Below are 14,175 nucleotides of genomic sequence, written 5' to 3'. Positions count from 1 at the left end.
AGCCCCGCACCGCAGACACACCCGCACCGCAGACAGACCCCGCTCCCGGCCGGACACGCCCCGCACAGCGATCGCACCGCCTTCAGCACCGTCTTCAGCACCGCCTTCAGCACTGTCTTCAGCACCGTCTTCAGACCGGCACGCACGCGCCGGAACGGAGGACTGACTCATGGCCACCCCGCTCACCGCCGCCCGGCTCGTCGCCGCGCTGCAGGCCGAGGGCTGCGCCGTTCACGAGGTCGGCGGATGGCGCACCAACAACCGCAACCACAAGGGCCCGTGGGGTCCCGTGCACGGCGTGATGATCCATCACACCGTCACCGGCCCCGGCACGGCCGTCGTCGAGCTGATCTACCACGGCCACAGCGCCCTGCCCGGTCCGCTCGCCACCGGATGCATCACCAAGGACGGCGTCGTCCATCTGACCGGCAACGGCCGGGCCAACCACGCCGGCGGCGGCGACGGTGACGTGCTCAACGCCGTCATCGGCGAGTCGTACGGCACGTACCCGCCCGCGACCCACGAGCACGACGGCTCGGCCGGCGCGGTCGACGGCAACGCCCGTTTCTACGGCTGGGAATGCGAGAACAAGGGCGACGGCAAGGACCCGTGGCCGAGTGCGCAGTACATCGCCATCGTCAAGGCCACCGCCGCGATCTGCCGCGCGCACGGCTGGGGCCCCAAGAGCGCGATCGGTCACCTGGAGTGGAGCGACTGGAAGGTCGACCCGCGCGGGTTCGACATGGCCGACTTCCGCCGTGACGTCGCCGACGCCCTGGCCCTCCCGGCGGGCCTGTGGGAAGGAGAGGACCCCATGCCCCAGTACGTCAACCTCGGTGTCTCCAAGGGCTATCGGCTCGCGCCCGGTGCCTGGGACTCGGTCGAGTTCGCCACGGAGTGGGCCGACGAGACCGGCGACCACGCCACCGGCGGGAGTGTCTTCGCCCGTGGCCCGGCCCGTTTCAGCGGCAGCGTCAGCCTGCACATCGACGGCCTGCCGGCGGGCGCGGTCGTCCAGGCGCGCATGTCCGAGTACCAGGGCGACCAGCACCGCGCCGACCACCCGATCCACGAGATCGTCGGGACCGGCGGCGGCACCTTCGCGGTCGTCCCCCTGACGAAGCGGCTCCCGTCCGGACGGAGCATGCGGATACGGCTGCTGAACCAGGCCGCCGCCCCGGTGACCGTGGCCGGCGCGGTGCTGACCGTGCTGGTGTGGAAGGAGACCTGAGCCCCGGGCTCTACTCGGCCGTCGGCAGCCCGGGGCCCGCGCAGCGGACGTTCGCCGACGGCACTTCTCCGCGCACCAGGTACGCCGCCACGGTGTCGTCCACGCAGGCGTTGCCGCGGCTGGCGAACACGCCGTGGGAGTAGTCGTCGTCGAGGGTCACCAAGCGTGAGCCGGGCAGCAGGGGCTGGAGGCGGCGGGCGCCCTCGATCGGCGTGACGGGGTCGTGCGCGGAGGCGACGAGGAGGACCGGCGGCGCGTCCGGGCTGCCGAGCGGCGTGCGGTGGCCGGGCCGGTGGTGCCAGTAGGCGCAGGTGCTCGCCTCCATGCCCGTCAGCACCGGCTGCGGATCGAGGCGGCGGGTGCGGCGGATGTCCGCGACGATGTCGCGGGGGCTGGGGGCGAGTCCGTCGGCGCACTTGACGACGCGGTTGGCCGCCTCGTAGGTGCGGGAGTCGGGGCTGTCGAAGGCGCCGGCCGGGCGCAGGCCGTCCGGGTCGCCGTCGGTCAGAAAACCGCGCAGCCCGTCCGCGAGGCCCGCCCAGCGCTCCGTGCGGCCCAGGGCGCGGTACACGGCACGGTCGAACTCCGCCGGGCCGAAGCCCGCCACCGGCCGCGCGGCGAGCTCCCGGCGTACGCGCAGATACGAGTCCCGCACCGCGGCCGGTGTCCCGCCCAGGCCGAAGCGCCCGGCACGGGCGGCCGTCCAGGCGAAGAAGGTGCCGCGCTGCCGCAGCAGGGCGCGGCTCTGGAGCACGTCGAAGTCGTACCAGTCGCCGGGGCCGACCACGCTGTCGAGCACCATCCGGCCGACGCGGTGCGGGAAGCGGGCCGCGTAGGCGGCGCCGAGGTAGCTGCCGTAGGAGACGCCGAGGAAGCTCGTCCGCGGTTCGCCGAGGGCCGCGCGTATCGCGTCCATGTCGTACGCCGTCTGCTCGGTGGACAGGTACGGCAGCAGGCGGCCCGCGTGCGTGGCGCAGTCGTCGGCCAGGGCGCGCAGGGACGCCAGGTACGTGCGCTCCGCCCCGGCTCCCGCCGGCATCGGGTCGCGGCCCGGACTGTCGAAGAGGCCGCCCATCGGGCCGCACGTGACGGGGGTGCTCCGCCCGACCCCGCGCGGGTCGAAGCCGACGACGTCGTACGCACGCCGCACGCTCTCGGGGAGCTTGGCCCGCTTGGTGACCGCGTACGGGAGCCCTGAGCCGCCCGGGCCGCCCGGGTTGACCAGCAGGATGCCGCGCCGTTCGGCGGGCGTGCCCGAGGCGCGGACCCGGGAGACCGCCACCTCGATGTGCGGCCCCGAGGGGCGGTGCCGGTCGAGCGGCACGCTGAGCCGCCCGCACTCGACGCGCTCCGGCGCGGCCGGCCGGGGGACGGAGTCGGGGCAGGTCGTGAAGCGGAGCGGGGAGGGCGGTCCGGCCGCCTGGACGGGTGCGGCGGGGAGCAGGGCGGTGGCGGCCGCGAGGGCGCACAAGAGTGCGGTGCGGCGTGCGGGACGGGTGCGGCGTGCGGGACGGGTCAAGGGGGTCTCCAGAAGATCTTCGCCCAACCAGGTGACAATGAAAATGATTATCGATAACGTCTCTGGCGGCAACACCCGGCACCCTCCCCGGAGGGCTCGCCGGGCTGCCCGCGCGCCTTGAACTCGCAGCAAAGAAAGGGGAGTTGTGGCTCATCTGTTGGTGGTCGAGAGCTGGGTCGGGTCCATGAGCAGACTGCTGCCGCGGGCGATCCGGGAGAACGGGCACGCGTTCACGTTCCTCACCCGCGACCTGCACCACTACCTGCGCTCGGCGCCGGAGGGGACGGCCCATCCGCTGCTCGGCGCCCGCAACGTCATCACCGCCGACACCAACGACATCGAGACACTGCTGCCCGAGGTCGAGCGGCTGCACGGGGTCCTCGGCTTCGACGGGGTCGTCACCTCCTGCGACTACTACCTGCCGACGGTGGCCCGGATCGCGGGACGCCTCGGCCTGCCCGGCCCCGGTCCCGAGGCCGTGGAGAACGCCTGCCGCAAGGACGCCACCCGCCGCGTCCTCGACGACGCCGGGGTGCCCGGACCGCGCTTCGCCGTGCGCGAGGAGTGGGCCGACATCGCGCGGGCCGCGCGGGAGATCGGCTACCCGCTCGTCGTCAAGCCCGTCGACCTGTGCGCGGGCATGTACGTGCGCCGGGCGGACGACGAGGCCCAACTCGCCGCCGCCTGCCGGGCCCTGGCCGACTTCCCGGTCAACGCACGCGGACAGCGGCGGACGCCCGTGGTGCTGCTGGAGGAACTGCTGGACGGCCCCGAGGTCAGCGTCGAGACGGTGTCGCACGCGGGCGCGGTCCACGTGGTGGGCGTGACCGACAAGAGCGTCGGCGGCGCACCCGCCTTCGTCGAGACCGGCCACATGTTCCCCGCCGCCCTGCCGCCCGGCGACACCGAGGCCGCCGAACACACCGCCCTCGCCGCGCTCAAGGCCCTGGGCCTGACCGACGGGGTCGTGGCGCACACGGAGATCAAGCTCAGCTCCGCCGGTCCGCGCGTGGTCGAGGTCAACCCCCGGCCCGCCGGGAACCGCATCACCGAACTCATACGCCACGTCACCGGAATCGACCTCGCCGCCGCCTTCGTGGACGTCGCCCTGGGCCGCGCCCCCGACCTGCGGCGCGTCGACACCGGTCTGCGCAGCGCCGCGATCGGCTTCCTGGTGCCGGAGGCCTCCGGCACCCTCGAAGCGCTGGACGGCAGCGGCGTACGGGACCTGCCCGGGGTGCTGGAGGCCCAACTCGCCGAGCCGGGCAGGGCCGTGAAGGCGGCGGGCAGCAACAACGAGTACCTCGGACACGTCATGGCCGGGGACGCCGACGGACTCGGGGCACGCGAGCGCGTCGAGAGCCTGCTGGACGGGCTGCGCGCCGGGCTGGTGATCCGATGACCACCGCGACCCCCGCAGTCTCGTACGACGACCTCGTGGACCGGGTGCGCGCGGGCGCCCTCGGACCTGATCCGGCCACCCAGCGCATCGCCGTCGCCTTCACCACCCGGCAGGCCGTACGGCACGACGGGCGCGGCACCGGTTACCGCAACGAGGTGCTCAGCCTGCGCCTGGCCGAGGCCGTCGGCTCCTGTGCGGTCGAGCCCGGGGCGCTCCCGGACAGCGCCGTCGAGGACTGCGTGGGCGCGGACGTGGCGCGACTGCTGGAGCACCCGCTGCCGCCGGTGCGCGTGGCGGCCCTCGACGCCTACCTGATGCACGTCCTGCCGCACACCCCCGCCCAGGGGGCCAGGACCCTCCCGCTGCCCGCCGGGTCGTCGCTGGAGAAGTCCCGGGCCCGCGCCGAGGCCGTCGTCGGCCTGCTCGACCTGCCGCCCGGCGCCACGGTGCTCGTGGTGGGCGTCGTCAACTCGCTCCTGGAGGCGCTGCGTTCGCGCGGCCTGCGCTACGTCCCCTGCGATCTCAAGGGCGGCGAGACCGAGTGGGGCGAGCCGGTCGTCACCGACGCGCTCGCCGCGGCCGGTCCCTGTGACGCGCTGCTCGTCTCCGGCATGACCCTGGGCAACGGCACCTTCGAACCCCTGCGGCACCACGCGCTGGCGCACGGCAAGCAGCTGGTGATGTTCGCCCAGACCGGGAGCGCCGTGCTGCCCCGCTTCCTCGGGCACGGCGTCAGCGCGGTGTGCGCGGAACCGTACCCGTTCTTCTGGCTCGACGGCGGCCCCGGTGTCCTGCACCGCTACGACGGCTCCTGTCCGGGAGGCGGACGATGACCGCCACCGCGCTCCGGCCCGCCGCGCGACGGGAACTGCTCTCCCTGGTCGGCCGTACCCCACTGGCCCGCATCACCGCCGACCTGCCGGGCCCGCACCCCGGCTTCTGGGCCAAGCTCGAAGGGCTCGCCGCGGGCGGGATGAAGGCCCGCGCCGCCGTGTCCATGCTGCTGGGCGCCCGCGACCGCGGCGAACTGCTGCCCGGTGCCCCGGTGGTGGAGTCCACCTCCGGCACGCTCGGCATCGGCCTCGCCTTCGCCGGACAGGCCCTCGGCCACCCGGTCGTACTGGTCGGCGACAGCGAACTGGAGCCGTCCATGCGGCAGTTGCTGCGCGCCCACGGAGTGCGGCTGGAGGTCGTGGACCGGCCGGCGCCGCAGGGAGGCTGGCAGGCCGCGCGCCTGGCCCGGCTGCGGGAACTGCTCGCCGAACTGCCCGGCGCCTACTGGCCCGACCAGTACAACAACCCCGACAACACCGCCGGCTACGCCTCCCTGGCCGCCGAACTCGCCGTCCAGCTCGAGCACCTCGACATCCTGGTGTGCAGCGTCGGCACCGGCGGCCACAGCGGCGGCATCATCGGCCCCCTGCGGCGGCACTGGCCCGCCCTGCGCCTCATCGGCGTCGACGCCACCGGCTCCACCATCTTCGGCCAGCCCGCCCGGCCCCGGCTGATGCGCGGCCTGGGCAGCAGCATCCACCCGCGCAACGTCGCCTACGACGCCTTCGACGAGGTCCACTGGATCGGCCCCGCCGAGGCCGTCGACAGCTGCCGCAGGCTGGCGCGCGGCGCCTTCGTAAGCGGCGGCTGGAGCACCGGCGCCGCCGCCCGGGTCGCCGCCTGGGCCGCCCGCGTCCACCCCGGGGCGGTCGTCGCCACCGTCTTCCCCGACGGCCCGCACCGCTACCTCGGCACGGTCTACGACGACGACTTCACCACCACCCACGGCCTCGACCCGGCCGCCGCTGCCACCCGGCCCGTCGAGATCCCGCACCCGCACGCGGCGGAGGCGGCCGGCTGGGCCCGCTGCACCCGCGTCAGCGACCCGCTCACCGCCCCCGCCCTCCAGGCCCCCGCCCCCCAGGAAGAGAGCCCGTGAAGTCCAGCCTGCGCACCGTACGCCTCGAACTCACCGAGCCGCTGCGCATCTCCCGTTCCACCATGGCCGCACGCGACGCCGTGTGGCTGACCGTCGAGCACGACGGACTGCGCGGTCACGGCGAAGCCGTCACCAGCGTGTACTACGGACTCGGCACCGAGACGCTGCTGCGGCTCCTCACCGCCGTGGACCTGAGCCGCTTTCCCGATCCGGAGAGTGCCCTGGAGGCCCTGCGGGCGGGGGAGTGGCTCGACGGTGACGTTCCGCCCGCGGTCACCACCGCCGTCGAGTCGGCGCTGCTCGACCTGGCCGGCAAGCGAGCGGGCGTCCCCGTGCACCGCCTCCTCGGAGCCGCCGCACCGCCCGCCGCCGCCACCGCCCGCACCATCGGCATCACGTCCCCCGGCCACGCGGCCGCCCAGGCCCGCCGGCTCACCGCGAGCGGCTTCCAGGTCCTCAAGGTCAAGGCGGGCGCCCCCGACCCCGAGGACGACATCGAGCGCGTCCGCGTCATCCGCGACGCCGCCCCCCGGGCCCGGCTGCTCCTCGACCCCAACGGCGCCTGGTCCGTGGCCCAGGCGGACGCCCTGCTGCCGCGCTTCGCCGCCCTCGGCGTGGAGGCCGTCGAGCAGCCCGTCGCCCCCGGCGCCCCGGACGCCCTGGCCGCCCTCGCGCAGCGCGCACCGCTGCCCGTCATCGCCGACGAGGACGCCGTCGGCCTGGACGACGTCCGCCGCCTCGCCGGACGGGTCCACGGCGTCAACGTCAAGCTCGCCAAGTGCGGCGGCGTGCACGCGGCCCTGCGCATCGCCGAGGCCGTCGAGGGCAGCGGCACCGCCCTCATGCTGGGCTGCCTCACCGCCAGCAGCCTCGGCCTCGCCCCAGCCGTCCACCTGGCCGACCGGGCCCGCTGGGCCGACCTCGACGGGCATCTGCTGCTCGCCCACGACCCGTGGACCGGCATCGGCGGCGCCGACGGTGTCGTACGCGCGACCGACCGTCCCGGCCTGGGCGTCGAGGAGGTGGCGGTCCGTGAAGACGTGGCATGAGATGAAGCGCTTCCCCCTCGCCGTGCGGCTCCTGCTGGTCAACCAGCTCGGCGTCAACACCGGCTTCTACCTGCTCATCCCCTACCTCGCCACCCACCTCACCGAGAACCTGGGCCTGTCGGCGGCGGTCGTCGGCATCGTCCTCGGCGTGCGCAACCTCAGCCAGCAGGGCCTGTTCATCATCGGCGGCTCCGCCTCGGACCGGCTCGGCGCGCGTGGCGTCATCATCGCCGGATGCGCCCTGCGCACCCTGGGGTTCGCGCTGTTCGCGCTCGGCGACGGGCTGGCGGTGCTGCTCGCCGCCTCCGTGCTCAGCGGAGTCGCCGGGGCCCTGTTCAACCCGGCCGTGCGCGCCTATCTCGCCCAGGAGGCGGGGGAGAACAAGGCCGAGGCGTTCGCCCTGTTCAACGTCTTCGCCACCACCGGCGCCCTGATCGGCCCGCTGCTGGGCAGCGCCCTGCTGCTGGTCGACTTCCGCACCTCCGCGCTGACCGCCGCCGGCATCTTCGCCGTCCTCACCGTGGCGCAGGCCCTCGTCCTGCCCGCGCGGAAGGTGGAGCCCAGCGGCAGCGGTGTCCTCGGGGACTGGCGGGAGGTGCTCGGCAACCGGGCGTTCCTGGCCTTCGCGCTCGCCATGGTCGGCATGTTCACCCTGGAGAACCAGCTGTATCTGCTGCTGCCGGACAGGGCGAGGGAAGCCACCGGCTGGGACGGCGCGGCGGGCATCGTCTTCCTCGTCGGCACGGTGGCCAACCTGACGCTGCAACTGAGGATCACCAGGAGTCTCAAGGCCCGCGGCAGCAGGGGGCGTTGGGTCGCCGCCGGGCTCGCCGTGACGGGACTGGCCTTCCTGCCGCCGGCCTTCGTACCGGGCATGCTGCCCCTCCTGGCGGGCGCCCTGCTGCTCTACGTCGGCCTCATGATCGCCCAGCCGTTCGTGATGGAGCTGATCCCCGGCTTCGGCCGCCCCGGACTCACCGGCACCTACTTCGGCATCTTCTACGTCGTCTCCGGCGTCGCCGCCGCCCTGGGCAACACCGCCGTCGGCTGGGCCATGGACACCGGCGAACACGGGGCCGCGTGGCTGCCCTGGCTGTGCTGCGCCCTCCTCGGCCTGGCCTCCGCGCTCGGCGTGGCGTGGCTGCACCGGCTCGGTGCCCTGCCCGCGAGCCCGGCTCCGGGCGTCCCCACCCCGGCGGGGGAGAGGACCAAGGCGTGACCGCCGTGAACCAGTCCGTGACCAGCGGCAACCTCCTCACCGACAACCCCGCCCTGTACGAGGCCCGTTTCCCCGACCATGAGCGCCTTGCCGCACGGTGGACGGAGGACTGCCTGCGCCGCCACGGGGCCGGGCCGCGCGTCCTCGACATGGGCTGCGGAACCGGCCGCGACGCCGCCGCCCTGCACGCGGCCGGCCGGACCGTGACCGGCGCCGACCTCTCCGAGACGATGCTCACCCACGCCCGCACCCACCACCCCGGTCCCCAGTACGTCCGGGCCGACCTGCACGGCTTCGACCTCGGCCGCTTCGACGCCGTCGTCTGCCTGGACAGCTCCCTGCTGTACTGCCACACCAACGACCAGCTCGACGGCTTCCTCGCCTCCTGCCGCGAAGCCCTCGCACCGGGCGGCCTGCTCGTCGCGGAGATGCGCAACGGTGCCTACTTCCTGGGCCGCACCGACCTGCTCGACCGGTCCGCCGTCAACGCGTTCAGCTGGCAGGGCAGGACCTACCGGTCCACCACCACGCTCACGGTGGACCGTACCGCCCAGCTCCTGCGCCGCACCCGCGTCTGGACCACCGACGACGGATCCCCGCCCGCCGAACAGCGCTCCGCCTGGCGGCTGCTCTTCCCGCAGGAGCTGCGGCACTTCCTCACCGCACACGGCTTCGAGGTGCTCGAACTCCACGACGGCCCCGGCCCGCGCACCGAACCCCCTTGGCGGCAGGGCGAGTTGCCCGGCACGACCACGGACGCCGACCGGCTGCACGTCGTCGCGCGTCTTCGCACCCTCTGACCCGAAGGACCAGTCATGAACGACGAACGCTTCCCCGGCCTGCGCCGCCGCGGCTTCCTCGCCGCCGGCACCGGCGTCGCCGCCCTCGCCCTCGTCGGCTGCGGCGGCGGCACCGACGGCAAGGCGGACAGCGGCAGCGGCGGAACACCGAAGCGCGGCGGACGGCTACGGGCCGCCTTCGCCGGAGGCGGGGCCAGTGAGACCCTCGACCCGCACCTGGCCAACCTGTTCGCCGACGTCGCCCGCGCCAAGGCCCTCTACGACAAGCTCGCCGACTACGGCGCCGACCTCTCCGCCCAGCCCCGCCTCGCCGCGAAGTGGGAGTCGAACAAGACCCTCGACCGCTGGCAGGTCACCCTGCGCGAGGCCGCCTTCCACGACGGCAGGCCGGTCACCGCCAAGGACGTCCTCTACAGCTACCGCCGCATCGCCGACCCCGAGCAGACGTTCCGCGCCAAGGCGTCCCTGGAACCCATCGACCTCGACGCCAGCCGGGCCACCGGCGAACGGACCGTCGAGTTCGTCCTCAAGCGGCCCACGGGCGAATTCCCCAACGTGCTGGCCGCGTTCGGCGCGTACATCGTTCCCGAGAACGCCGACGGCACCGACTTCGACAAGAAGCCGATCGGCTCCGGCCCCTTCCGTTTCGTCTCCTTCGCGCCCGGCCGCTCCGCCGTCTTCCGCCGCAACGAGAACTACTGGGACGGCGCCCCGCACCTCGACGAGATCGAGTTCGTCGTCGCCAACGAGGAGTCCGCGCGCGTCAACGCACTCCTCGCCGGCCAGATCGAGTACGCCCACGAACTCAACCCCACCACCGCCCGCGCCCACGAGGGCCGGGGCCAGATCGAGATCGTCCGGCTGCAGGGCAGCGCCATGCAGGCCTTCTGCATGAAGACCGACCGGCCGCCCTTCGACGACAAGCGGGTGCGCGAGGCGTTCTACCTCATCGCCGACCGGAAGGAACTCGTCGACGGGGCCCTGTCCGGCGCGGGCGAGGTCGGCAACGACCTGTTCGGCAAGGGCTACGAGTACTACGCCGACGGCCTGCCGCAGCGCGAGCAGGACCTCGGCCGCGCCCGTCGCCTGCTGAAGCAGGCCGGTGCCGAAAAACTCAAGGTCACCCTGGACACCTCGGCCGTCGCCGCCGGTTTCACCGAGGCCGCGAGCATCTTCCGCGACCAGGCGGCCAAGGCCGGGGTCACCATCGACGTGAAGATGGGCAGCAAGGACTCCTACTGGAGCGACATCCTCGACGGCGGCACGCTGTGCTGCTACCGCTCCGGCGCCATGCCCATCGAGGCCCACATCTCCCAGCGGCTGCTCACCGACTCCACCACCAACGCCACCAAGTGGCAGCACAAGGACTTCGACGCCCTCTACCAGCAGGCCCAGTCCACCCGCGACAAGACCGGACGGGCCGCCGTCTACGAGCGGATGCAGCGCCGCCTGTACACCGAGGGCGGCTTCCTGATCTGGGGCTTCGCCGACTGGATCCTCGGAACGGCCCGTAACGTCAAGGGAGTCGAGACCAAGGCGCCCGCCAACACCCTCGACTGGGCGCGCTTCGACAAGGTGTGGCTGGCGTGAGCGGTCTGCGCTCCTTCGTCGCCCGGCGGCTGCTCCTCGGTGCCGTGCAGACCGTGGCCGTGGTGCTGCTGGTCTTCGCACTCACCGAGGCGCTGCCGGGCGACGCCGCCGTGGCCCTCGCGGGCGACCAGCCCGACCCGGCGCGCATCGCCGCGATCCGCGAGACCATGGACCTGGACCGGTCCGCCCACGAACGTCTCGCGGACTGGGCCACGGGCCTGCTGCACGGCGACTTCGGCACGTCCCTGACCTCCGGCCGGCCGGTGGCCCGGTACATCGCCGACGGCTTCGGCCCGAGCCTGCTGCTGGCCGCGCTCACCCTGGCCCTGCTCGTCCCGCTCGGCTTCGGGCTCGGGGTGCTCGCCGCCCGCCACGAGGGGCGGTTGATCGACCGGCTGGTCAGCTCCGCCACGCTCGCCGTGTACGCCGTACCCGAGTTCGCCCTCGGCGTGCTGCTGGTGACGGTGTTCGCGCTGAAACTGGCCTGGCTGCCGCCCACGGCGGTGGGCTACGGCACCGACCTGCTGGGCCACCCGGCCGTGCTCGTCCTCCCCGTCCTGGTCCTGCTCTCCCGCCCGGTCTGCTCCCTGTCCCGCCTGGTCCGCGCCGGCATGGTCGACGCCCTCGCCTCGCCCTACGCCGCCCACGCCCGCCGCTACGGCGTCCCCGGCGCCCGCGTCCGCTACACCCACGCCCTGCCCAACGCCCTCGCCCCGGCCGCCCAGCAACTCGCCCGTACCGTCGACTGGCTGCTGTGCGGGGTCATCGTCGTGGAGGCGCTGTTCGTGATCCCCGGCCTCGGCACGGTCCTCCTCAACGCCGTCGCCGAGCGCGATGTGCCGGTCGTGCAGGGGCTGGCGGTGGTGTTCGGCGTGCTGACCGTCGTACTCAATCTGGGCGCGGACGTGGTGGCGTACCGGCTGACGCCCCGGGCGGGAGTGGCAGCGTGACACGCCGGTTCCTCCTCGGCCTCGCCATCGTCGCGGTGCCGCTGCTCCTCGCCCTCCTGGGACCCCTGTTCGCCGGTGAACCCGGCCCCCGCGCCCCGTCCTTCACCCTCGGCGACGGCCACTGGCTCGGCACCGACTTCGTGGGCCGGGACGTCTGGCGGCAGGTGCTGCACGGCGGCCGTACCGTCGTGCTCACCGCGCTCGCCGCTACGGCCCTCGCCTACCTGATCGCGCTGCCGGTCGGACTCGTCAGCGCGGTCACCCACGCCCGGCGGCTGGAGGAGCTGCTGATGCGGCCGCTCGACGTGCTGCTCGCCGTACCGTCGCTGCTGCTGATCCTGCTGGTGGCGTCCGTGTTCTCGCCGGGTGCCGCCGGGCTCGCGCTGCTGGTCGCGCTGGTGAACGTGCCCGACGCCGCCCGGATCGTCCGGGCCGCGGCGGCCGAGGCGGCGGCCCGTCCCGCGGTGGAGGCGCTGCGCATGCAGGGCGAGACGTGGTGGCGGGTCGCCGTCGGCTACGTCGGGCGTTCGGCCCTGCGCACCCTGGCCGCCGACGCCGGCATCCGGCTGACGGGTGTGCTGTACCTGGTGTCGACGGCCGCGTTCCTCGGTGTCGGTGTCGCCCCGGACGCCGCCGACTGGGCGGTCATGGTGGACCGCAACCGCACCGGCCTCTTCGTACAGCCCTGGGCCGTGGTCGTGCCCGCCCTGCTGATCGTCGCCCTCACGACGGGCACCAACCTGCTCTTCGACGCCGCGCTGGAGAAGAGCAACGGAAGGAAGGGACGGCGCGCGTGAACCAAGAGACGGAAGCGGCTGACATCGTCGCCGGGATCCGCGACCTGCGCGTGGAGATCGACGGCCGGCCGATCGTCGACGGCGTGAACCTTCGCGTGCTCCCCGGCCGCGTGACCGCCCTGGTCGGCGCCTCCGGCAGCGGCAAGACCACCACCGGCCTGGCACTGCTGGGGGAGTACCCGGCCGGTGCCCGGGTCACGGGGGAGGTGCGCCGGCCCGCGGACGGCCCGGTCGGGTACGTGCCCCAGCATCCCGCCGCCGTCCTCAACCCGGCCCGCCGCGTCAGCGCCCTGCTCGACGACATCGCCCGCCCCCGGGTACGCCACATGCCCCGCCGCGAACGCCGCAGCGCGGCCCGCGAACTGGTCCTGCGGGCCCTGTCCGACGCCCAGCTCCCGGACGCCGAAGCCCTGCTGCGCCGCTACCCGCACCAGCTCTCCGGCGGCCAGCAGCAACGCGTCGTCCTCGCCCAGGCCCTGCTGCTCGGCGCGCGTGTCATCGTCGCCGACGAACCCACCACCGGCCAGGACGCGCTCACCAAGAGCCGCATCATCGACCAGCTGGCGGCGGTCGCCGCCCGCGGCATCGCGGTCCTCCTGCTCAGCCACGACCTGGACGTCGTCCGGGTGCTGGCCGACGAGGTCCTCGTCATGCGCGCGGGACGGGTCGTGGAGTCGGGGCCCGTGGCGCGGCTGTGGGCGGCGCCCCGCCACGAGTGGACCCGACGGCTGCTCGACTCACAGCGGGCGGAGCCACAGGACGCGGTGAGCGGTGACACCCGGCAACCCGCCCTGGAGGTACGGGACCTGACCGCCGTGTACGACCGCGGGAACACCGTCCTGCGCGTCCCGCACCTCGCGCTCCACCCCGGCGAGTGCCTGGCCGTGGTCGGCCGTTCCGGCAGCGGCAAGACCACGCTCGCCCGCTGCCTCGCCGGCCTCCACCGCGAACACGACGGCGAGATCCTGCTCGACGGCACGCCGCTCCCGCGCAGCCTGCGCCACCGCGGCCGTGACCGGCTCGCCGCCGTGCAGTACGTCTTCCAGGACGCCCGAGCCGCCTTCGACGAGCACCGGCCCGTCCTGCCCCAGGTGGCCCGCACGGCGGTGCGGCTGCGGGGTGCCGGCGAACGGGCGGCGACGGACGAGGCGTCGGCCACCCTGGCCCGGCTCGGCCTGCCGGAGGAACTGGCCCACCGCCGCCCCGGCGCACTCTCCGGCGGTGAACTCCAGCGGGCCGCCCTCGCCCGCGCCCTCCTCGCCCACCCCCGCGTCCTGGTCTGCGACGAGATCACCTCCGGCCTCGACACCGTCACCCGCCGGGCCATCCTCGACCTGCTCGCCGCACTGGTCCGCGACCGCGACGACCTCGCCCTCGTCCTCATCACCCACGACCTGGACACGGCGTCGGCCGCCCACCGCATCGCCGTGCTCGACGCCGGCGAGATCGTCGAACAGGGCCCGTCCCGGCGGATCCTGACCGAGCCCCGGCACCCCTTCACCATCGCCCTCGCGGAGACGATCGCCCGTCCCGGCACGTATACCCGGACATGAACCGAAGCGAGTCACCCCCGTTACGAGTTGAACCGGGGCACGGCCCTGTGATTAGGGTGCGGGCGATGTTCTGCGCAGACGCCACCCCCTTATCCCGGGCAGGAAGAGGCACAGCCGCTTCGCGTCGTTCCG

12 protein-coding genes are annotated in these 14,175 nt (G+C 74.0%); 11 read left to right on the top strand and 1 reads right to left on the bottom strand.

The features are described from left to right. Positions 1-169: 169 nt before the first annotated feature. A complete protein-coding gene (locus ACZ3I3_RS13640; RefSeq protein WP_467364688.1) occupies positions 170-1,231 on the top strand; it encodes an N-acetylmuramoyl-L-alanine amidase in 1,062 nt (353 codons plus the stop codon). A gap of 10 nt (positions 1,232-1,241) precedes the next feature. Here the strand turns inward: ACZ3I3_RS13640 and ACZ3I3_RS13635 are convergent, their stop codons facing one another. Beyond that, the gene (locus tag ACZ3I3_RS13635) at positions 1,242-2,750 is read right to left on the bottom strand and encodes an alpha/beta hydrolase (RefSeq protein ID WP_467364686.1); all 1,509 of its coding nucleotides are present in this window, start codon (positions 2,748-2,750) and stop codon (positions 1,242-1,244) included. A 145-nt stretch (positions 2,751-2,895) separates the two neighbouring features. Between ACZ3I3_RS13635 and ACZ3I3_RS13630 the strand changes: the two genes are divergently transcribed. From ACZ3I3_RS13630 to ACZ3I3_RS13585, 10 genes are read left to right on the top strand one after another with little or no spacing between them, the layout of a single operon-like run. Further along, entirely contained in the window at positions 2,896-4,152 is a 1,257-nt protein-coding gene (locus tag ACZ3I3_RS13630; protein ID WP_467364684.1) for an ATP-grasp domain-containing protein, read from the top strand. After that, positions 4,149-4,985, top strand: coding sequence for a Rossmann-like domain-containing protein (locus tag ACZ3I3_RS13625; RefSeq protein ID WP_467364682.1), 837 nt, complete (start codon positions 4,149-4,151; stop codon positions 4,983-4,985). Before ACZ3I3_RS13630 ends, ACZ3I3_RS13625 begins: the two co-directional genes overlap by 4 nt. Then, positions 4,982-6,085, top strand: a complete 1,104-nt coding sequence (locus ACZ3I3_RS13620) for a PLP-dependent cysteine synthase family protein (protein WP_467364680.1) — start codon at positions 4,982-4,984, stop codon at positions 6,083-6,085. Before ACZ3I3_RS13625 ends, ACZ3I3_RS13620 begins: the two co-directional genes overlap by 4 nt. Then, positions 6,082-7,134, top strand: a complete 1,053-nt coding sequence (locus ACZ3I3_RS13615) for a mandelate racemase/muconate lactonizing enzyme family protein (RefSeq protein ID WP_467364679.1) — start codon at positions 6,082-6,084, stop codon at positions 7,132-7,134. The genes ACZ3I3_RS13620 and ACZ3I3_RS13615 overlap by 4 nt, the downstream gene beginning before the upstream one ends. Further along, positions 7,118-8,353, top strand: a complete 1,236-nt coding sequence (locus tag ACZ3I3_RS13610) for an MFS transporter (protein WP_467364677.1) — start codon at positions 7,118-7,120, stop codon at positions 8,351-8,353. The genes ACZ3I3_RS13615 and ACZ3I3_RS13610 overlap by 17 nt, the downstream gene beginning before the upstream one ends. Positions 8,354-8,370: 17 nt before the next feature. Beyond that, positions 8,371-9,153 carry a class I SAM-dependent DNA methyltransferase gene (locus ACZ3I3_RS13605; protein ID WP_467364987.1) on the top strand — a complete coding sequence of 261 codons (783 nt, stop codon included), beginning with the start codon at positions 8,371-8,373 and terminating at the stop codon, positions 9,151-9,153. A 15-nt stretch (positions 9,154-9,168) separates the two neighbouring features. Continuing rightward, complete coding sequence (locus ACZ3I3_RS13600) at positions 9,169-10,743, top strand: ABC transporter substrate-binding protein (protein WP_467364675.1); 1,575 nt, start codon at positions 9,169-9,171, stop codon at positions 10,741-10,743. Next, positions 10,740-11,693: an ABC transporter permease gene (locus ACZ3I3_RS13595; RefSeq protein ID WP_467364673.1), complete on the top strand. Its 954-nt coding sequence runs from the start codon at positions 10,740-10,742 to the stop codon at positions 11,691-11,693. The genes ACZ3I3_RS13600 and ACZ3I3_RS13595 overlap by 4 nt, the downstream gene beginning before the upstream one ends. Then, complete coding sequence (locus ACZ3I3_RS13590) at positions 11,690-12,490, top strand: ABC transporter permease subunit (RefSeq protein ID WP_467364671.1); 801 nt, start codon at positions 11,690-11,692, stop codon at positions 12,488-12,490. The genes ACZ3I3_RS13595 and ACZ3I3_RS13590 overlap by 4 nt, the downstream gene beginning before the upstream one ends. Then, entirely contained in the window at positions 12,487-14,043 is a 1,557-nt protein-coding gene (locus ACZ3I3_RS13585; RefSeq protein WP_467364669.1) for an ABC transporter ATP-binding protein, read from the top strand. Before ACZ3I3_RS13590 ends, ACZ3I3_RS13585 begins: the two co-directional genes overlap by 4 nt. Positions 14,044-14,175 lie beyond the last annotated feature (132 nt).

Source organism: Streptomyces sp. NPDC016851 (assembly GCF_055562795.1).
This window is presented reverse-complemented; position numbering and strand designations above follow the sequence as displayed.